Raw genomic sequence first — 17,584 nt, forward strand, 5'->3', positions numbered from 1 at the left:
GCGGAGGGGGACACCGAGCGGGCCCGCAAGCGGGTGGAGAGCGATCTCGCGCTGGCGACCTGCGTGGTGCTCCTCGGGACGGCGGCGGTGGTGGCGTGCGCGTCCCCACGGCGGCACCGGATCGGCCGTCACGCCCTGACCTGGGTTTTCTCCCGGGCCGAAGATTTTTTCCCGGAAGGTGTGACGTTTTCCGGGGCCCCGGCGCAGTACCAAGTGAGCCGACTGGTCATCGGCCCTCGCACGGAGCCGGGGTTCCCCCCGTACCTTCGGCTGCGTGCACCTGGCGCGGGCGGGACACGTTCCCCCGGTCCCGTCCGCGCCCCTTTCTGCCACACTCAAACCCATGTTCGGTGTGATCGACCTCCCCACGTACCTCCTCGGCCTGACGCTGATCATCCTGTTGCCCGGCCCCAACTCCCTGTACGTCCTCTCCGTCGCCGCCCGCCGGGGCGTACGCGCCGGATACACCGCGGCGGCCGGGGTCTGGTGCGGGGACACCGTCCTGATGACCCTCTCCGCCGCCGGTGTCGCCTCGCTGCTTCAGGGCAACGCGCTGCTGTTCGGGATCGTGAAGTACGCGGGTGCCGGTTACCTCGGCTGGCTCGCGATCGGGATGCTGCGGGCCGCGTGGGGGATGTGGCGGACGAGGCGGGAGACAGCCGGCACCGAGACCGACGCCGCCTCGGGAGGCGCCTCGGGGGGTGAGGAGCGCCCGTTCCGCCGGGCCCTCGTGGTGAGCCTGCTCAACCCCAAGGCGATCCTCTTCTTCATCGCCTTCTTCGTGCAGTTCGTCGACCCCCAATACCCCTACCCCGCCCTGTCGTTCATCGTCCTCGGCACCTTCGCCCAACTCAGCAGCGTGCTCTACCTGAGCGCCCTGATCTTCGGCGGCACCAAACTGGCCGCCACGTTCCGCAGCCGCAAGAAGCTTGCCGCCGGGGCGACTTCGGCGGCCGGGGTGCTGTTCCTCGGGTTCGCGGTGAAGTTGTCGACGGCGAGTGTGTGAGAACTCGGGGGGTGTGCGGGTGAGTTCAGGCGCCGACCTCTGCCGCGTATTCGGCCAGGCCCTCGCGCGAGGTCCCCGCCCAGCCGGCGTAGCCGTCCGGGCGGATGAGGAAGACGCCCTCGGGGAGGGTGAGTTCGCTCCAGTGCGGGCCCTGGATGCGGGCGTGCAGGTCGATGCCGTGCAGGGAGTCGGGGACGCGGTCGCCGGGGCGTAGGCCGGTCGGGGTCTGACGGGTCTCCCGGGAGAGGGTCGACTCCCGGTAGTTCAGGTCGAGTTGGCGAGTGGCCCGGCCTCGCCGTACCTCTCCGCGCTGGACGGCCGTCGCGAGGGCGAGCATGCCGGTGGCGTTCGCGCGGCGCTCCTCCTCGTAGGTGTCGAGCAGCGATAGGGGGGCGCCCTTCAAGGCCGCGCCCAGTTTCCAGCCGAGGTTGTAGGCGTCCTGGACGCTGGTGTTGAGGCCCTGGCCGCCGGTCGGCGGGTGGACGTGTGCGGCGTCGCCGGCGAGGAAGACGCGGCCCGCGCGGAAGCGGTCGGCGAGGGCGGTGCGGGGGCGGAAGACCGAGTGCCAGGTGAGGTCGGTCGCCCCGGTGAGGTGGGTGCGCTCCCGCAGGAGGGCGTTGACCGTCGCCAACGAGGGTTCCCCGGGCGGGTGTTGGGCTATGAGCTGGAACTGGTCGGTGTCGGCGAGCGGGCACAGGCCCAGGATGCCCGCCTCGGCGTGGAAGAAGTGCCAGCCGTCGCGGGTGAGGCCCGGGACCCGGACGTCCCCGACGAGGAAGAGGTCCGCCTCGGGCGCCCCGTCGCCGGTCATCCCGATGCCGAGGGACTGGCGCAGGGGTGAGCGTCCGCCGTCTGCCGCGACGACGTACCGGGCGCGGATCGTCGTCCCGCCGGTGAAGGTGACGGTGACGCCGGCGTCGTCCTGAGTGTGTGTCAACGCCTCGTGTCCGAAGAGGACTTGGCCGCCGAGGGTGCGCAGTCGGTCGTACAGGATCTCCTGGGTGCGCCACTGGGGGATCATCCACGGGACGGTGAAGCGGGAGCCCTCCTCGCCGTCCTTCGCGGGGTCGAACATCTCCTCCCGGTCGAGTTGGACGCCGTTCTTCCAGTTCGTCCGGAGGGGGTAGGGGCCGCCGGTGGCGAGGATCTCGTCGACGACGCCGAGGTCCTCGAAGACCTCCAGGGTGCGGGGCTGAAGGCCCTTGCCGCGGGAGCCGGGGGCGAGGGTGTCGCCCTTCTCCACGACGACGGCGTCGACGCCGCGGCGGGACAGGTCGATGCCGAGGGTGAGGCCGGTGGGGCCGGCGCCGACGATCAGGACGTCCGTGTGCTGCACGGCCATCATCTCCTTAACGCTGTTAAGTGACTGTGCTCACGAGGGTGCCCTTAACGTCGTTAAGGTGTCAAGCTGTTTCCCGTGACGACCGAACGCCCGACGACCGAACGCTCGACGACCGAACGCCGTGCCCCCCTCGACCGCACCCGCGTGGCCGAGACCGCCCTCGCCCTGCTCAACGACGTCGGTCTCGAAGGGCTCACCCTGCGGGCCATCGCGAAGGAGCTGGACGTCAAGGCGCCCGCCCTGTACTGGCACTTCAAGGACAAGCAGGCGCTGCTCGACGAAATGGCGACCGTGATGTTCCGCCGGATGGAGGCGAGCACCCCCCTCGACCCGGACGCCACCTGGCAGGACCGGATCAGGGCCGCCTGCGTCTCCCTGCGCGCCGCCCTGCTCTCCTACCGCGACGGCGCGAAGGTCTTCAGCGGCTCACGCTTCACCGGCACCGAACACGCCGTCCGCATGGAGGAGAACCTGCGCTTCTTCCTCGACGCCGGGTTCTCCCTGGCCGACTCGGTACGCGCCTACACCACCGCGACCAACTACACCATCGGGTTCGTCATCGAAGAGCAAGGCGTCGTCCCCCTGCCCGGCGAACGCCGAGAGGGGTACGACATAGACGAACGGGCGCGCAGACTCGCGGAGTTCCCGCTGAGCGCGGCGGCCGGGTCGGAGATCTTCGCCGACTACGAACGGCACTTCGCGGAGGGCGTGGAGATCATCGTCGACGGGATCGCCGCGAGGTACCGCAAGAAGGACTGAGCGGTCCTGGTGAAGTTCACCGCGGTCGGACAGCGCCCTGAAGGGGCGCGACCAGCCACGACGGCGCCGCAGACACTCGATGACCCGTCGCCGCACTTCCCGCGGAGCGCTCAGCGCGACTTCAGAAGTGCCGTACGCAGCCTGGGAGTCAGCGGCTTCTCGATGAAGCGGTAGATCAGGTACGCCAGCATCAGCATCCCCCCGACCGTCAGGAAGAACGTCGCGATCGCCGGGATCTCCAGCTTGCGGTGGAGGGCCCAGATGACGACCCAGCCGAGGTGCTCGTGGAGGAGGTAGAAGGGGTACGTGAGGGCGCCGGCGATCGTCAGCCAGCGCCAGTTCGCCCAGTTCAGCCAGCCGAGCGCGATGACGGCGACGGAGACGAAGGCGAAGGCGACGATCGCGACGATGCCGAGGGTCGTGCGGTGGGCGAAGGCGTTCGGGTCGTCGGCGTTCCACAGGCCCTTGACGGCGTAGTGCTGGCCGATGAGGAACCCGGCGCCGGTCAGCCCCCAGGCGTAGATGTCACGCCGGTCGCGGTGGACGAGGTAGAGCCCCATCCCGCCGATGAAATAGGGCGCGTACTCGGGCATCACGATCAGGTCCAGCAGCGGCTGCTTCGCGGCCTGCGTGATCGCGATGGCGAACAGCCACCCGATCGAGAACGTCAGCACCCGGCGCCGGTTGGCCCCCGGGATGACGACGAGCAGCGCGAACAGCGCGTAGAACCGGACCTCCACCCACAGCGTCCAGCACACCCCGAGCACGCGCTCGGCGCCGATCGGCTGCTGGAGGAGCGTGAAGTTGACCAGCGCGTCGCTCGGTGAGACCCCCTTGAACGGGATCCCCGGCAGCGCCATGACCACGATCAGCAGGGCCACCGCGAACCAGTACGCGGGCATGAGCCGCGACACCCGGGACGCGAAGAACGACTTCAGGGACCGCCCCCAGCCGCTCATGCAGATCACGAACCCGCTGATCACGAAGAAGACCTGCACGCCGAGACAGCCGTACGTCGCGAAGTTGTGCAGCGTCGGGAACTCGTACCGGGGGTCGGCGCCCCAGGACGTCGAGACCTGGGCGCCGCGCCCCGCGTAGTGGTACACCGCGACCATCAGCGCGGCCACGAGCCGCAGCCCGTCGAGGGCCCGCAGCCGGTTCTCCTTGCGCGGCTGGGGCGCCGCCGCTTCGGCGGGGGGCTGCTCGGTTCGTACGACCGTCTCGGTCACGCTGAATCCCTCGTAAGGCAGGTGGTCATGGGGATGCTAGGACGCCGGGCGGGGGTCATCGATGCGATGGGATGACGATTCGCCCGCCCGTCGCCGACTGTTCATCCGGTCCGGAGTTTTACTTCCGCATCGCCCTCTTCTTCAGCGCCCGCGCCTGCCGCACGACCCGCCGTGCCGTCGCGTTGCGGGGCAGGAAGGCGAGGCGGGCCGGGATCCCGCCGGGCAGGCCGAGCGCGGTGAGCCGGCGGCGCCGGAAGTAGCGCTGGGTGCGCGGGGTGAGCCGGGTGGCCAGGTACCGCTCGGCCGTGGACCGCAGGTGCGGATAGATCTGCGCCTGCATCACGAACCCCATGGTCTCGACCAACTCGTCGATCGCGACCGGCTCGTCCTTCTTCTCCAGGTCAGGCAGGAGCGCGTCCGCGAGGACCACCGGCACCCGGTTGCTGTTCTGGAACGGGGTGAGCCGGTCCAGGAGCAACTGCGTGCCGACCCGGGCGACCGGGATGTCGTAGAACTCCTTCGCCGTGAACAGGGCGGTGGAGAAGCAGCCGACGACGAGCGCCGGGCGGGCCGTCGCGAACAGCACCTCCGCGAGCACCGGGTTGTCCAGCACCAGGAGATCCGCGCCGAGCTTCGCCGCCTCGGCCTCAAGTGCCTTGCTGTACCCGGCCGGTGAGCTGGGGTGCGGCTTGAAGGCGACCGAGGTGTGCCCCTGCGCGACGGCCCCGCGCAGCATCCGGACGTGGAGCTGCTCCTCCTCCTCGACGGTGAGGATGTCGAGCGCGGCGAGGTACTGGCCCAGCAGGAGCGCCGAGTTGTCGGGCAGGGACGGCAACTCCTCGACGGTGTCGGTGATTTCGCCGAGCACCTTGAGGAACGCGGCCGTCGGGACGGTCTCCGCCGGGACGGCGAACTCCGTGAGCATCAACGGGAGCTGACCGGGGATCAGATCCAGGTGCAGGACCCGGCGGACCCGCGTGCCGATCAACGGGTCGATCTTGTTGCGGGACGGCCCGTAGGTCATCAGGCCGTCCGCGTAGACGTCGACGGGGGCGCCGAAGAAGCACGAGGCGATCGCCTGGGCCGGGTTGACCTGGAGGGACTCCAGGACGATCTCCACCCGGTCGTCGTCCAGGTCCCACAGCAGCCGCAGGTACCGCTCGAAGAGGAGGGCGTCGTCGGCGCGCGGCGACCAGGTGCTCGGGTGGAACGGGGCGATCGTGTCGTTCCAGGACAGGACGGAGTCGAAGCGGCCCCGCAGCGGCGCGAACCCCGGCATCTCGTCCAACGAGGCGGTCGTCTCGGGGGCGTTGGCGTTGTTGCAGACCAGCAGGACTCTGCGGTCGGCGGGTTGGAACGCGTCCGAGTCCATCGCCGCGGCGATCGTCGCGACGCCGTACAGCGTGGAGGCGACGAAGATCTGGGTCGTGCGGGGCATCAGACGGCCGCCTTCGCAGTCGTGACCTTGCGGCGCAGCCGCCGCAGCACGGCGGAGCGCTCGATGTCCATGGTGTCGAGCACGTCCTTCAGCACGTCCTGCGGCATCCGCTGGAGGGCCGCGGCGCTGCGGACCTTCAGCAGCCGGGCGACCGAGGGCTCGAACTTCTCGATCTCCGACAGGTGGTGGGCGATGATCGCGCAGTACGTGCGCAGCGCCTTCGGCAGCAGCTTGTCCGCCTCCCGGTCGCGCGAGGTCTCGTCGAGGACCTGGTCGAAGGCGCGGATGAAGTCGAGCTGGCGGACGTCGCCGATCTGGGTCAGCGAGGTGGCGACCCCGCGCCGGTAGAAGATGCCGTGCAGATCGGCGACCGCGAACGACTCCGCCTCACGGTGCAGCTTCCAGATCCAGGGCCGGTCCTCGGCCGTCCGCAGCCCGTCCGTGAAGTGCAGCAGCCCCTTCTCCAGCAGCCTGCGGCGGTAGACGCCGGCCCACGCGTACGGGTAGTCCACCGACGACGAGCGCTCGATCGGCAGGATCGAGTCTCGGGGGTCCAGGACGACGTTCCGGCGGCCCTCGGGGTGCCGGAAGACGGCGCGGGCGCGGGCGGTCGTCTGCACGTGGTCGACGCGGACGAAATCGCAGCCGAGTTTCTCGATGGAATCCACCAATGCGGACAGAAAGCCGCGAGCGTACCAATCGTCGCCATCGAGGAATGTCAGATATTCGCCGCGCGCCACATTCAGTCCGTTATTGCGCGCGGTGGCCAGGCCGCCGTTCTTATCGGGACGCACCACCTGGACCTGCGAGATCTTCGAAAGGGATTCGGCCGCGCGTTCCAGAACCGCGGCGGTGTCGTCCTTCGACTTGTCGTCCACGAGGACGAACTCGAAATCCTCGCGCGCGTTCGCCTGGAGGCTTCGGAGGGTGTCCGGTACGAGGTGCTGCACGTTGTAACAGGGCACGATCACGGAGAGCTTGGGCACTTGCGTGAGCGTAGGAGGTGTCCCGGCGGGGGTCGTGTCCGAAAGCTGTACGGACGGTGAACTCGGTGCGACGGAATAGTGCACCCTGCCTGTTTTCCCTGCGTCAGCGGGGCGGTTAGCCACTTGGTGGTGTCCTGTTCACTTTTTGTTGAGTCTTGGTTCTCACGAGGCGGGATTTTGCTTTACTAGCCTCTCGTCTCGTGCCAGCCAGTACATCGCCACCCCTCAGGATCGCCGTCCTCGCGGACTCCGACACCCGCTGGAAATGGGGCGCCCGCACCGCACGGCGTATAGCGCCCGACAGCGGCCGGGAACCCATTCTGGACGGTTATCTGCTGCGTGGCCGCGCCACCCCCACCCCCCGGCAGCTCGCCGAGGTCGGGATCAGCGCGGACTCGCTGCGCGAGGTGACGGCCGTCGAGTTCCTGCGCGCGATGGGCCAGGAGTCCTACGACGTCCTCGTCCTGTCGCTCGTCGGCGGCGGCGTGCAGGCCATGCTCCACGGCCTCGGCCGCGTCTGGGAGGACCGCGCGGACCGGCTGCGGCCCGTCGTCGTCACCGGCTACGTCGGCGTCGTCTACGAGAAGCTCGCCGACGGCCTCCTCCTGCGGCACGGCGCGGACCTCGTCCTCGCCAACTCCCGCCAGGACGCGGACCGTTTCCGGGAGGTGTACGACGGTGTCGGCGCCGACTCCTCGTCGGTGACCGAGGTCGCCCTGCCGTTCCTCGGGGGCGAGCGGTACACCGGTGAACACCAGCCGTACACCGTGGTGTTCGCGGCGCAGCCCTCCGTGCCGGAGAGCCGCAGGGACCGAACCTACGTGCTGGACCGGATGATTCAGCACGCCCGGCTGCACCCCGACCGCGAGGTGCTGCTCAAGCTGCGCTCCAAGCCGGGTGAACACACCACCCACATCGAGGAGTTGCCCTACCAGAAGCTCGCGCAGAGCAAGGACCTGCCCGCCAACTTCCGTCTGGTGTACGGAAACATGGGCGAGGTCCTCGACCGCACCGACCTGCTGGTGACCATCAGCTCCACGGCCGCGCTCGAATCGCTCCACCGGCGCATCCCGACCGTCGTCCTCACCGACCTCGGTATCCGGGAGTCCCTCGGCAACCACCACTTCGTCGGCTCCGGCTGCCTCGCCTCCTGGGAGCAACTCGACGCCGGGCACCGGCCGGTGGCGGACGAGGACTGGGTCTCCCGGCAAGGTGTGGCCGCCGACGGGACGTACGAGAACGCCTTCGACGTCGCCCGCGAGCGCATCGCCAAACTCCTCGACCGGCCCGGCGGGCTCCCCCCGCTCCAGCCGTACTACACGCGCGACACCGCCCCCGGCTACCTCCCCGGCCTCCTCGCCCGCCACCATCTCGCCCCCGACGGTTCGCCGTTGCCGGGGGCGCCGGCCGCCGACAAGACCCCAGGACCCGTCCGCCAGATCGTCCGCCGCGCCGCCCGAGGCGCCTACCGGCACGGCGTGCAGCGCGTGGCGCCGGTCATCCGGCGGATGGGCGAGCTGTGACCCCGGCTTCCGTACAAGGAGTTCACTCCATGTCCAACTCGCAAGCAGTGCGCGGCGGTTCGCCTCGCCGTGTGCTCGCCGTGATCCCCGCGCGGGGTGGCTCCAAGGGGGTTCCCGCGAAGAACCTCGCGCCGGTCGGGGGCGTGCCGTTGGTGGCGCGGGCCGTGCGGGAGTGCCTGGCCGCGCGGAGCGTGACGCACGTCGTCGTCTCCACCGACGACCACGGCATCGCCGCCGCCGCCCGTGAGGCCGGTGCCGAGGTCGTGCTGCGGCCCGCCGTCATCGCCGGGGACACCGCGACGTCCGAGGCGGCCGTCCTGCACGCCATGGACGCCCACGAGGCGGCGCACGGCGCCCCCGTGGACGTCGTCCTGCTCGTGCAGTGCACCAGCCCCTTCATCGTCAGCGAGGACGTCGAGGGCGTCGCCGCCGCCGTCGTCGAGAAGGGCGCCGACACCGCCGTCACCGTCGCGAACTTCCACGGGTTCGTGTGGCGGGAGGAGACCGACGGCGGGCAGGGCGTCAACCACGACAAGGCGTACCGGCCGCGCCGGCAGGACCGGCCGCAGGACTTCCTGGAGACCGGCGCCGCGTACGCGATGGACGCGGCGGGCTTCCGTACCCACAACCACCGCTTCTTCGGCCGCACCGAACTCGTCCGCACCGACCCCGCACGGGTGTTGGAGATCGACGACCCCCACGACCTCGCGCGCGCAAGGGCGTTGGCCCCGCTGTTCGACGCCGAGCGCGCGGGCGGGCTGCCGACCGGCGCCGAAGTCGACGCCGTCGTCATCGACTTCGACGGCACGCAGACCGACGACCGCGTCATGATCGACCAGGACGGCCGGGAGTTCGTCTCCGTGCACCGGGGCGACGGACTCGGCATCGCCGCGCTGCGCAGGAGCGGCAAGAAGCTGCTCATCCTCTCCACCGAGCAGAACCCCGTGGTCGCCGCGCGCGCCCGCAAGCTCAAGATCCCCGTCCTGCACGGCATCGACCGCAAGGACCTCGCGCTCAAGCAGTGGTGCGAGGAACAGGGCATCGCGCCCGAGCGCGTCCTGTACGCCGGCAACGACGTCAACGACCTTCCCTGTTTCGCCCTCGTCGGCTGGCCGGTGGCAGTGGCCAGCGCCCACGACGTCGTCCGGGGCGCCGCCCGTGCGGTCACCACCACAGCCGGTGGTGACGGAGCGATCCGCGAGATCGCCGGCTGGCTCCTCGGACCCTCGCTCGACACCCTCACCCAGTAAGGAACCCCCGCAATGAGCACCAACTCCCGTATCCGCAACTTCGGTTCGCGCGAGGCCGGTCCCGGTCGCCCCGTCTACATCTGCGGCGAGATCGGCATCAACCACAACGGTGACCTCGACAACGCGTTCAAGCTGATCGACGTGGCCGCCGAAGCCGGCTGCGACGCCGTCAAGTTCCAGAAGCGCACGCCCGAGATCTGCACGCCGCGCGACCAGTGGGACATCGAGCGGGACACCCCCTGGGGCCGCATGACCTACATCGACTACCGCCACCGCGTCGAGTTCGGCGAGGACGACTACCGCGCGATCGACGCGCACTGCAAGGAGAAGGGGATCGCCTGGTTCGCCTCCCCGTGGGACACCGAGGCCGTCGCCTTCCTGGAGAAGTTCGACGTCCCCGCCCACAAGGTCGCGTCCGCGTCCCTCACGGACGACGAGCTGCTGCGCTCCCTGCGCGCCACCGGCCGCACCGTCATCCTCTCCACCGGCATGTCCACCCCGAAGCAGATCCGGCACGCGGTCGAGGTCCTCGGCTCGGACAACATCCTTCTCTGCCACGCCACTTCGACCTACCCGGCGAAGGCGGAGGAGCTGAACCTGCGCGTCATCAACACCCTGGAGCGGGAGTACCCGAACGTCCCGATCGGCTACTCCGGCCACGAGACGGGCCTCCAGACCACGCTGGCCGCCGTCGCCCTCGGCGCCACCTTCGTCGAGCGCCACATCACCCTCGACCGCGCGATGTGGGGCTCCGACCAGGCCGCCTCCGTCGAGCCGCAGGGCCTCGCCCGCCTCGTCCGCGACATCCGCACCATCGAGGCGTCCCTCGGCGACGGAGTCAAGAAGGTCTACGACTCCGAGCTGGGCCCCATGAAGAAGCTCCGCCGCGTCGCCGGTGTCGTCGCCGAGGCCGAGATCGCCGACGCCGCGGGCGAGCCCCTCTCCGTCTGACCCTGATGCCCCGCTACGCCTTACGACGGGATGGCCGTACGAGGATGACCCCGCACGCCGACACGCCCACCACCCTCGCCTTCGTCGAGAGCCCGGTCCAACTCCTCAACGTCCTGGAGTGGGCCCACAACCACGGCTTCGGCCGGGGGAGTTCGGGGGGTTCGGGCCTGCCGGCGGCGGGTGCGGGGACGCCCCCGGACGGCACACCGAGTTCCCGGCCCGCGGGTTCCGGGACCGAGGGTGCGATCGTGCTCGTCGTCCTCGCCCCCAACGACCCCATGACCCGGGGGCAGTTGCGGCGGATGGCCGAACTCGCCCGGGAGGAAGGGCATGTGGTGCGGTGGGAGGAGGCGCGTGGGGGGACGGCGGCGCCGTTCCGGACCGTCGGGGGGCTGTCGCGGATGTTGCGGCGGGCCCGGCGGGTCGTGATGGGGGACCCGTTCTCGCGGTACGTGCAACTGCTGCTGACCATCACGCGGGCGCCCGAACTGGTCGTCGTCGACGACGGGACCGCCACCATGGAGTTCGTCGGTCAACTGGCGCGCGGGGAACGGCTCGTGCGCTGGCACCGCAAGGGCGGGCGCCCCGGTCCGCGTGACCTGCTCTTCGCGCCGGTGTCGTCCTCGGCCCGGCGCCGGCTCACCCCGACGGGCAGCCGCCGGGTCGAGGTGTTCTCGGCGATGCCGATCGAGGACGCGCCGAAAGACGTCCACCTCACGGAGAACACGTTCGCGTGGGCGCGGGCGCGGTTCGGTCCGCCGAGCGTCACCAAGGGCGCCGACATGGTCGGAACGTCCTTGGTGGAGACGGGAGTCGTTGACCAGGAGCGCTACCTGGAGGCGGTCCGGCAACTGGCGAAGACCCACGGGATCACCCGCTACTTCGCACACCGCCGTGAGTCCACGGAGAAGCTCCACCGCCTCCAGACGGAGAGCGACCTGGAGATCGTCCGCCCCGAACTCCCCCTCGAACTCATCGCCCGGCGCGGACCCATCGGCGCCACGATCCTCAGCTTCCCCTCCACCGTCGTCCACACCCTCCCCATCGCCCTCGCCGGCACCGGCGTCCGCGTCACCGTCTGCGACATCGACCCCGACTGGCTGACGACCAACGCATCACCCCGGGCCCAGGGTTTCCTGTCGGGCGTGACGGGGACGGCCCGGGACGTGCACCGGCTGGCGTCGGTGAACGGGGCGGCCGGCTGAGGCGAGGTCAGCCGTCGACGACCCCGTCATGTCCCGTGAGTGCAACACAGCTGTCGGGGAAGGGGAGTTGACGGGGTGCGCGCCCTCGTTCGGCCCCCTGGACCTCGGCTGCCGCACCACCGACGGGGCGGCCGTTCTCGTCCACATCCCGCCGTATGCCGACGCCGTGACCGGCTGCGCGCATTGCGGGGTTGTGCGGCGGCCGTCGTGGTGTGGATGCTGCGGCGACAGGGTCGAATCGCCGGGAAACCGGGGGCAGGAGCGCATATGGACGAGCGTGTGGCGGACGTGGACGCCGATGACGTCGTGTCCGTCGTGATGGCCGCGTCCCGGCTGGTGATGGGGATGTCGGCGCGGGCCCTCGCGGAGGTCGACGAGTCCCTGTCGCTCGCGCAGTTGCGGACACTCGTCGCGCTGGAGGGCTGCGGGCCCGTCAAACTCGCCGCCCTCGCCGAGGTGTTGGGCGTCAACTCGTCCACCGCCCTGCGGTCCGTCATGCGGCTGGAGCAGGTCGGACTGGTCGACCGGCGGGCCAGCGAGGTCAGTCGGCGCGAGGTGGTCCTGCGGCTCACCGCACGTGGTGAGGATCTCGTGCGCCAAGTCCTCGAACACCGGCGCCGGGAAGTGGAGAAGCTGGTCGACGGGGTGCCGCCCGGGGTGCGCGCGGGGCTCGTCGAGGGGTTGCGCGCGCTGTTGGAGACGGCGGGGGACCGGTCGATCGTGATGCCGGGGCGGACGGAGGAGTTCCGGGAGGGGATCGGGTGACGCGGCTGACTCCCCGAGCGTCAGCCCGGGAGGTCCCGCCACTCGACGACCTGGTAGGACTCCAGCCTGCGCACCATCTGGGAGGCGAGGTACCAGCGTAGGTACGGGTGGCCGTAGGGGAGGGAGCCGATGTCGGCGGGGGCGGAACGGACGCCGAGTCGAGCGGGTTCGTAGAGGCAGCCGACGACGCCGTGGATGCGGGGGGTTCGGGTGAGGAGGACGGTGGGGGCGCTGTTCAGGTAGGGGCACAGGGTGCCCGCCGTGCGTACGTGTTTGCGGCAGACCGGGGGCTGCGGGGTGAGGACACTCGTCCTGTCCGAGCCCAACTCGTGCGGCCCCAACATGAAGAAGAACCCCTCGGGCGTGCGGGCGGGTTGGGCGCAGATCTGGCACAACAGGCTCTGCATGCACTCGCGTTGCCGCGCGGGGTGGACGTCCCTCCACTGGGGCTCCCCGGTGGGCAACCCGTCCGCGCCGAGCCTCTGCGAACAGCGGGCCCACAGAACGTCGTTGGGGTCGCGGTCGGTACGGAGTTCGGTGCCGTAGGCGATCCGGCGCATGCCGTCGGGGCCGTAACCCGCCGTCAGCGCACGGTTCGGGACGAGCGTCTCGCCCTTGCGGGAGGTGATGTACGGGACGATGCTCTGCTTCACGACGCCTCTCCCTGCGTGCGGATTCCGTAGCGTTCGGCCCGCCGCCGGTCCGTCGCGGGGGCAAGTCCCCGTAACCGCAGGTGAGTTCCGATGACTTGTCGGACCTGTTGAACACGTTGTGGCATGCCGCCTCCAGATCGCTCGGCCTCGCGTTGGGCAACAGATTGCTGCCAGTAGCGCCGATTGCGCAACCGCTTCTCGTGCAATGTTGGCAGAAGGAGTGAATCGGAAAGCTTAATTGGCACATTCACATCCCCGGGGTGCGTCACGTGGTGCACACTGAGCGTCGACCTATACGGCAGAGGGGTGGAAATGCCTGCACGTCCGCGTCCAACAGTGCGTCGAAGGCGACTTGGGGCCGAGCTGAAGCGGTTGCACGAAGAGGCCAGGGTCAGCATGGACGACGCCGGTGAACACATCGACGGGGACAAGACCAAGATCTCGCGGATCGAGAACGGACGTCAGGGGATTCGCCCGCTGGAGATCAAGGCGTTGCTGGCCCTGTTCGGCGTGCAGGACGAGAAGGTGCAAACGGCCTTGCTGACGCTGGCAAGGGAGGCGAAGCAGAAGGGGTGGTGGCGGCAGTACAAAGCTCGGGAGCCTCTGCCGGACAGGTTCGAGGAGCGGCTGACCCTGGAGTGGGACGCGGTGCGTATCTACGCGTTTCAAGGGGCAGTTGTGCCGGGACTGCTTCAGACGGAGGCGTACGCGGAGTCCGTCATCCGCGCCACGAGTAAGAGGGCGACCGAGGAACAGGTCCAGGAAGCTGTCTCGTTTCGGATGCGGCGGCAGGGCATCTTCGACCGTCCCGAATCACCGAAGTACTTCTGCATACTGGACCAGGCGGCCCTCCATCACGAGGTCGGCGGACCCAAGGTCATGGCGCAGCAGCTCTGGAAGCTCATCGAAGCGTCCGAGCGTCCAGGTATCTCTGTACAGGTGATTCCGTTCGAACAGGGCGGCTACTCAAGCATGGACCGGGCGTTCACCATCTACTCGTACCCGGAAGAGATGGCGCTGGACGTCGTAGGCATGGAGTACCACGGCGGTGCTCTCTACCTCGAAGAGGACGATGCTGTCGAGGGCTATAAGACAGTGTTTGACCATGTACGGACTTCCGCCCTATCGTCGCGGCAGTCCATGGAACTGATTGCACAGACCGCGCGAGACTTCGAGGCGAAATGATGCTGCACAACCTCCCAGCGGACCGGTGGACCAAGTCGTCGTACAGCGGTGACTTGGAAGTGCACTGCGTGGAGTACCAGCTCGTTGACAGCGCTCAGGTGGCGGTAGGCGACTCCAAGGACCGTTCGCGGGGTGCCTTCGTCTTCCCAGCCGGGCCGTGGGCGTCTTTCGTGGATGCGTTGAAGGGGAGTGGATTCTGATGACGCGATACGGCCTACCGGCAGATCGATGGATCAAGTCTTCCTACAGCGGTGACTTGGAAGTGCACTGCGTGGAGTACCAGCTCGTTGACGACGCTCAAGTGGCGGTAGGCGACTCCAAGGACCGTTCCCAGGGCGCCTTCCTCTTCCCTGTCACCGCGTGGACGTCCTTCGTCGACGCCCTGAAGTAGCCTCACCCCTTCCGCGCCAACAAGAACGCCCGTGCCCTGTTCGCACCCTCCGGCGGCTGGAGTACGCACAACGCCTCGACCGGGAGGCCGGAGTCCGTGAGGAGGGTGGCCAGGCGGGTGGGGTCGTGCCAGTGGTAGTCGAGGGTGATGTCGTGGCCGAAGCGTTCGGTGATGCGTAGGCGGGTGGTGGTGTTGTCGATCTGGAAGCAGAGGAGGACATAGCCGCCGGGGGCCAGGACGCGGTGGAACTCCGCGCAGAGGGCCGGGAGTTCGGACTCCGGGACGTGGATCACCGAGAACAGCGAGAAGATCCCGCCCAGCGTCTCGTCCGGCAGGTCCAGCGCCGTCATCGTCCCTACGTGGAACCGCAGTTCAGGGTGCGCCTTCCGCGCCAGCGCCACCATCTTCGGCGAGAGGTCGACCCCGAACGCCCGCACCCCCAGCTCGTTCAACAGAGCCGTCACATACCCCGGCCCACTCCCCAGATCCGCGACCGGCTCCACCCCCCTCGTCTTCACCAACTCCACGAAGGCCCCCACCAGTCCACGATCCACGGGCCGCTCCCCGAGCCCACTCGGAAACTGCTCCGAGTACTCCTCGGCGATCTTGTCGTACGAGTCCCGGGTGTTGTGTATGAAGTCCGCGTCGGTCACGAGGGGGACTTTATCCGGGGCGGGCGGTGCTAGTCGTAGGGGTCGAGCGCGTGCACGCTGGTGAACCGGTAGGCGTCGGCGCGCAGCGACAGGACGGTGACGGGTTCGCCTGCGACAGCCATGCACCAGGCGACCGAGGCCGCGTGAGCGACAGCGGGTTCGGCGCGGGACCAGGCCAGCGCCTCAAGAGCGTGGGCCGTGGTGAAGGCGACGTGCTCCGTGTAGCGCAGACCCGCCGCGTACGTGCCGCAACCGGGCTTGAGTCGGTCCGCTTCGAGGATGCACAGCGTCGGTACGAGGATGCGGCCGCGTTGATGGCTGGCTTCGACGTACAGCCCGGTGAAAAAGGGATCGCCTTCGTGCAAGGCGATCAGGCAGGTCTGGTCCAGGACGATCGTCTCGACGGAATCGCTCATGCCGCCCGGCCGTCGCGGTTCGCGCGGTGCGCTCGGATCTTCGCCCAGGCATCAGTTCCCCGGGCCTTCACCTCGTGCGTGTACTCGATGCCGAGTTCAGCGGCGGCATGCCGGGCCCGCTGCTCTCGCTCGTCCTCGGTCAGTTCGCGAAAGGCGAGCCGTTCAAGGACGCCGTCCATGGTGGTGCCGTGCTCGGCCGCGAGGATACGGAGTCTGGCGGCGACTGCTTCCTTGGTCTTGATGCTTGTCCACTTCTGGTCAGCCATGCTCACGATTCTACCGACGGTAGAAACGGGGTGCCGAGGTTTCGGCGCACATTTTCGCCAAAGAAGTTTTGCAAAAACTATTTGGGAAACGCCCCGCAAGCGTCTACCGTCCCCCCCATGGACAGTGACGACCACCGGCGAGTCCTCGACCCCACCCACGACGCCGCCGCACTCAAAGCGCTCACCCACCCCCTCCGCATCGAACTCCTCGGTCTGCTCCGGCAGTTCGGGCCCGCGACAGCCAGTGAACTCGCCGAGCGCACGGGGGAGTCGTCGGCGTCGACGAGCTATCACCTGCGGGTGCTGGCGAAGTACGCGTTCATCGAGGAGGCCGAGCACCGGGACGGGCGGGAGCGGAGGTGGAAGTCCGTGCACCGGATGACCAGTTGGGACAACCGGGAGATGGAGGGGGATCCGGCGGGACAGGAGTTCGTCGGGGTGTCCCGGCGTGCTCAGGCCCGGCACCTCGTGGCCTCCGGTGAGCGGTATGACGCCGACCTCGCCGCCGGACGCCTCGGTCCGGAGTGGGTCGGTGCGGGGGACGTCAGTGACGACATCGTCCGCCTCACGCCGGAGTCCCTCGCGGAACTGCGGCGGTTCTTCGAGGACAAGGTGGAGGAGCTGAGCCGACGCGACGAGACCGACCCCCGCGCTCGCCAAGTCGCCCTGATCATCGCGGGGTTGCCCCGGGCGGACCCGTCGTGAGCCGTGATCTGAGGCGGCGCTATGTCGTCAACACCTCCCTCTTCTGGCTACCCATCGGCCTCGGCGTCGCCCCCTTGGTCCTCCTCTTGACCGAGCGCGGACTCGCCCCGGCGACCGTCGCCACCGTCGTCGCCGTGCACTCCTTCACCGCCGCCGGACTCGAACTCCCCACCGGCGGCCTCTCCGACGTCCTCGGCAGACGGCACGTCCTCGCGGCGGCCGGCGTCCTCATGTGCGCCGCGTTCCTGCTGGTCGGCCTCGGGAGCACGGCGTTGCTGCTGGGGCTCGGGATGGCGTTGCAAGGAGCGGCGAGGGCGCTCTCCAGCGGGCCCGCCGAAGCCTGGTACGTCGATGCCGTGCGGGCCCTGGAGGGGCCGGACGCCGACCTGCGCAGCGGCATCGCGCGGGGCGCCACCGCGTCGTCCGTCGCGCTGGCGGTGGGGACGGTGGCCGGTGGGGTGCTGCCGTGGGCGTTCAGCGGGAAGCCGGCCGGGGGAGTGGTGCTCCCCCTGTCCCTGCCGATGCTGCTCGCCGCCCTCCTCGCCCTCGGCTACACCTGCCACTCCCTCTTCGCCCTGCGTGAGCCGCCCCGCCCGAAGGCGACCCTTGGGGGAGTGCTGCGCGGGGTCCCCGGGACCGTCGTGGACGGCGTACGGCTCGCCGGGCGGGACGGCGTCGTCCGGCGGGTCCTGCTGAGCGCTGCGGCGGCCGGCAGTGCGCTCGCGGTGATCGAGCTGCTCACGCCGGGGATGCGCGCGGTTGATTTGTTTGCGGATCGGTTGAGGGCGGCGCCGCAGTCTCGCCTCCAGAGAGGCGCTGCCGCTGAGGCTTTGCGGTTGGCCCAAGAGCTGTCCAGGTGGG

Annotated in this window: 19 protein-coding genes and 1 pseudogene; 12 read left to right on the forward strand and 8 right to left on the reverse strand. The window is 69.5% G+C overall.

All coding sequences use genetic code 11. From position 1 onward, the window contains the following. Positions 1 to 343 precede the first annotated feature (343 nt). Positions 344 to 1,006: a leucine efflux protein LeuE gene (gene leuE, locus ACVNF4_RS19730; RefSeq protein WP_461804161.1), complete on the forward strand. Its 663-nt coding sequence runs from the start codon at positions 344 to 346 to the stop codon at positions 1,004 to 1,006. 25 nt (positions 1,007 to 1,031) lie between these two features. On the opposite strand, the gene ACVNF4_RS19735 is transcribed toward leuE, so the two are convergent. Next, on the reverse strand, positions 1,032 to 2,348 hold the full coding sequence (locus tag ACVNF4_RS19735; protein WP_461804162.1) for an FAD-dependent monooxygenase: 1,317 nt from the start codon (positions 2,346 to 2,348) through the stop codon (positions 1,032 to 1,034). A gap of 75 nt (positions 2,349 to 2,423) precedes the next feature. On the opposite strand from ACVNF4_RS19735, the gene ACVNF4_RS19740 reads away from it, so the two are divergent. Continuing rightward, a complete protein-coding gene (locus ACVNF4_RS19740; protein ID WP_461804163.1) occupies positions 2,424 to 3,107 on the forward strand; it encodes a TetR/AcrR family transcriptional regulator C-terminal domain-containing protein in 684 nt (227 codons plus the stop codon). A 110-nt stretch (positions 3,108 to 3,217) separates the two neighbouring features. Here ACVNF4_RS19740 and ACVNF4_RS19745 read toward each other — a convergent pair whose 3' ends face one another. From ACVNF4_RS19745 to ACVNF4_RS19755, 3 genes are all read right to left on the reverse strand, one after another. After that, a complete protein-coding gene (locus ACVNF4_RS19745) occupies positions 3,218 to 4,336 on the reverse strand; it encodes an acyltransferase family protein (protein ID WP_461804164.1) in 1,119 nt (372 codons plus the stop codon). Positions 4,337 to 4,454: 118 nt separating this feature from the next. Then, positions 4,455 to 5,774 (reverse strand): alpha-2,8-polysialyltransferase family protein, encoded by a 1,320-nt coding sequence (locus ACVNF4_RS19750; RefSeq protein WP_461804165.1) that lies wholly within the window; start codon positions 5,772 to 5,774, stop codon positions 4,455 to 4,457. Continuing rightward, positions 5,774 to 6,760, reverse strand: coding sequence for a glycosyltransferase family 2 protein (locus tag ACVNF4_RS19755; RefSeq protein ID WP_461804166.1), 987 nt, complete (start codon positions 6,758 to 6,760; stop codon positions 5,774 to 5,776). The genes ACVNF4_RS19750 and ACVNF4_RS19755 overlap by 1 nt, the downstream gene beginning before the upstream one ends. A 200-nt stretch (positions 6,761 to 6,960) precedes the next feature. On the opposite strand from ACVNF4_RS19755, the gene ACVNF4_RS19760 reads away from it, so the two are divergent. The 5 genes from ACVNF4_RS19760 to ACVNF4_RS19780 all read left to right on the forward strand — a co-directional run bounded on the left by ACVNF4_RS19760 (position 6,961) and on the right by ACVNF4_RS19780 (position 12,454). Then, the gene (locus tag ACVNF4_RS19760; protein WP_461804167.1) at positions 6,961 to 8,283 is read left to right on the forward strand and encodes a DUF6716 putative glycosyltransferase; all 1,323 of its coding nucleotides are present in this window, start codon (positions 6,961 to 6,963) and stop codon (positions 8,281 to 8,283) included. 29 nt (positions 8,284 to 8,312) lie between these two features. Next, entirely contained in the window at positions 8,313 to 9,533 is a 1,221-nt protein-coding gene (locus tag ACVNF4_RS19765) for a cytidylyltransferase domain-containing protein (RefSeq protein ID WP_461804168.1), read from the forward strand. Positions 9,534 to 9,545: 12 nt separating this feature from the next. Then, a complete protein-coding gene (locus tag ACVNF4_RS19770) occupies positions 9,546 to 10,484 on the forward strand; it encodes an N-acetylneuraminate synthase family protein (protein ID WP_461804169.1) in 939 nt (312 codons plus the stop codon). 44 nt (positions 10,485 to 10,528) lie between these two features. Then, positions 10,529 to 11,689, forward strand: a complete 1,161-nt coding sequence (locus tag ACVNF4_RS19775) for a hypothetical protein (protein ID WP_461804170.1) — start codon at positions 10,529 to 10,531, stop codon at positions 11,687 to 11,689. 267 nt (positions 11,690 to 11,956) lie between these two features. Beyond that, positions 11,957 to 12,454 (forward strand): MarR family winged helix-turn-helix transcriptional regulator, encoded by a 498-nt coding sequence (locus tag ACVNF4_RS19780; RefSeq protein ID WP_461804171.1) that lies wholly within the window; start codon positions 11,957 to 11,959, stop codon positions 12,452 to 12,454. A gap of 20 nt (positions 12,455 to 12,474) precedes the next feature. Here the strand turns inward: ACVNF4_RS19780 and ACVNF4_RS19785 are convergent, their stop codons facing one another. Next, a complete protein-coding gene (locus ACVNF4_RS19785) occupies positions 12,475 to 13,107 on the reverse strand; it encodes a hypothetical protein (protein WP_461804172.1) in 633 nt (210 codons plus the stop codon). 312 nt (positions 13,108 to 13,419) lie between these two features. Between ACVNF4_RS19785 and ACVNF4_RS19790 the strand changes: the two genes are divergently transcribed. The 3 genes from ACVNF4_RS19790 to ACVNF4_RS19800 are packed head-to-tail and all read left to right on the forward strand — an operon-like array spanning position 13,420 to position 14,683. Then, on the forward strand, positions 13,420 to 14,292 hold the full coding sequence (locus ACVNF4_RS19790; RefSeq protein ID WP_461804173.1) for a helix-turn-helix domain-containing protein: 873 nt from the start codon (positions 13,420 to 13,422) through the stop codon (positions 14,290 to 14,292). Next, entirely contained in the window at positions 14,292 to 14,492 is a 201-nt protein-coding gene (locus tag ACVNF4_RS19795; RefSeq protein WP_461804179.1) for a DUF397 domain-containing protein, read from the forward strand. Before ACVNF4_RS19790 ends, ACVNF4_RS19795 begins: the two co-directional genes overlap by 1 nt. Continuing rightward, positions 14,492 to 14,683: a DUF397 domain-containing protein gene (locus ACVNF4_RS19800; RefSeq protein WP_461804174.1), complete on the forward strand. Its 192-nt coding sequence runs from the start codon at positions 14,492 to 14,494 to the stop codon at positions 14,681 to 14,683. Before ACVNF4_RS19795 ends, ACVNF4_RS19800 begins: the two co-directional genes overlap by 1 nt. 2 nt (positions 14,684 to 14,685) lie before the next feature. Here ACVNF4_RS19800 and ACVNF4_RS19805 read toward each other — a convergent pair whose 3' ends face one another. Genes ACVNF4_RS19805 through ACVNF4_RS19815 form a run of 3 tightly spaced genes read right to left on the reverse strand, consistent with a single transcriptional unit; the run spans position 14,686 to position 16,018 of the window. After that, the gene (locus tag ACVNF4_RS19805) at positions 14,686 to 15,336 is read right to left on the reverse strand and encodes a class I SAM-dependent DNA methyltransferase (protein ID WP_461804175.1); all 651 of its coding nucleotides are present in this window, start codon (positions 15,334 to 15,336) and stop codon (positions 14,686 to 14,688) included. Positions 15,337 to 15,365: 29 nt separating this feature from the next. Continuing rightward, a complete protein-coding gene (locus ACVNF4_RS19810; RefSeq protein ID WP_461804176.1) occupies positions 15,366 to 15,752 on the reverse strand; it encodes a PIN domain-containing protein in 387 nt (128 codons plus the stop codon). Continuing rightward, positions 15,749 to 16,018 carry a hypothetical protein gene (locus ACVNF4_RS19815; RefSeq protein ID WP_461804177.1) on the reverse strand — a complete coding sequence of 90 codons (270 nt, stop codon included), beginning with the start codon at positions 16,016 to 16,018 and terminating at the stop codon, positions 15,749 to 15,751. Before ACVNF4_RS19815 ends, ACVNF4_RS19810 begins: the two co-directional genes overlap by 4 nt. A gap of 117 nt (positions 16,019 to 16,135) precedes the next feature. Here ACVNF4_RS19815 and ACVNF4_RS19820 point away from each other — a divergent pair, with 117 nt between their 5' ends. Next, positions 16,136 to 16,723, forward strand: a complete 588-nt coding sequence (locus ACVNF4_RS19820; protein ID WP_461804178.1) for an ArsR/SmtB family transcription factor — start codon at positions 16,136 to 16,138, stop codon at positions 16,721 to 16,723. Further along, a pseudogene (locus ACVNF4_RS19825) lies at positions 16,720 to 17,409 on the forward strand (MFS transporter); the annotation flags it as partial. The gene ACVNF4_RS19820 and the pseudogene ACVNF4_RS19825, both read left to right, overlap by 4 nt. Positions 17,410 to 17,584: the final 175 nt, after the last annotated feature.

The sequence above is a fragment of the Streptomyces sp. S6 genome (assembly GCF_054880855.1).

Coding starts and splice junctions, on each gene's coding strand:
- leuE (WP_461804161.1), top strand. CDS start 344: ATGTTCGGTGTGATCGACCTCCCCACGTACCTCCTCGGCCTGACGCTG.
- ACVNF4_RS19735 (WP_461804162.1), bottom strand. CDS start 2,348: ATGGCCGTGCAGCACACGGACGTCCTGATCGTCGGCGCCGGCCCCACC.
- ACVNF4_RS19750 (WP_461804165.1), bottom strand. CDS start 5,774: ATGCCCCGCACGACCCAGATCTTCGTCGCCTCCACGCTGTACGGCGTC.
- ACVNF4_RS19765 (WP_461804168.1), top strand. CDS start 8,313: ATGTCCAACTCGCAAGCAGTGCGCGGCGGTTCGCCTCGCCGTGTGCTC.
- ACVNF4_RS19770 (WP_461804169.1), top strand. CDS start 9,546: ATGAGCACCAACTCCCGTATCCGCAACTTCGGTTCGCGCGAGGCCGGT.
- ACVNF4_RS19775 (WP_461804170.1), top strand. CDS start 10,529: ATGACCCCGCACGCCGACACGCCCACCACCCTCGCCTTCGTCGAGAGC.
- ACVNF4_RS19780 (WP_461804171.1), top strand. CDS start 11,957: ATGGACGAGCGTGTGGCGGACGTGGACGCCGATGACGTCGTGTCCGTC.
- ACVNF4_RS19790 (WP_461804173.1), top strand. CDS start 13,420: ATGCCTGCACGTCCGCGTCCAACAGTGCGTCGAAGGCGACTTGGGGCC.
- ACVNF4_RS19795 (WP_461804179.1), top strand. CDS start 14,292: ATGCTGCACAACCTCCCAGCGGACCGGTGGACCAAGTCGTCGTACAGC.
- ACVNF4_RS19800 (WP_461804174.1), top strand. CDS start 14,492: ATGACGCGATACGGCCTACCGGCAGATCGATGGATCAAGTCTTCCTAC.
- ACVNF4_RS19810 (WP_461804176.1), bottom strand. CDS start 15,752: ATGAGCGATTCCGTCGAGACGATCGTCCTGGACCAGACCTGCCTGATC.
- ACVNF4_RS19815 (WP_461804177.1), bottom strand. CDS start 16,018: ATGGCTGACCAGAAGTGGACAAGCATCAAGACCAAGGAAGCAGTCGCC.
- ACVNF4_RS19820 (WP_461804178.1), top strand. CDS start 16,136: ATGGACAGTGACGACCACCGGCGAGTCCTCGACCCCACCCACGACGCC.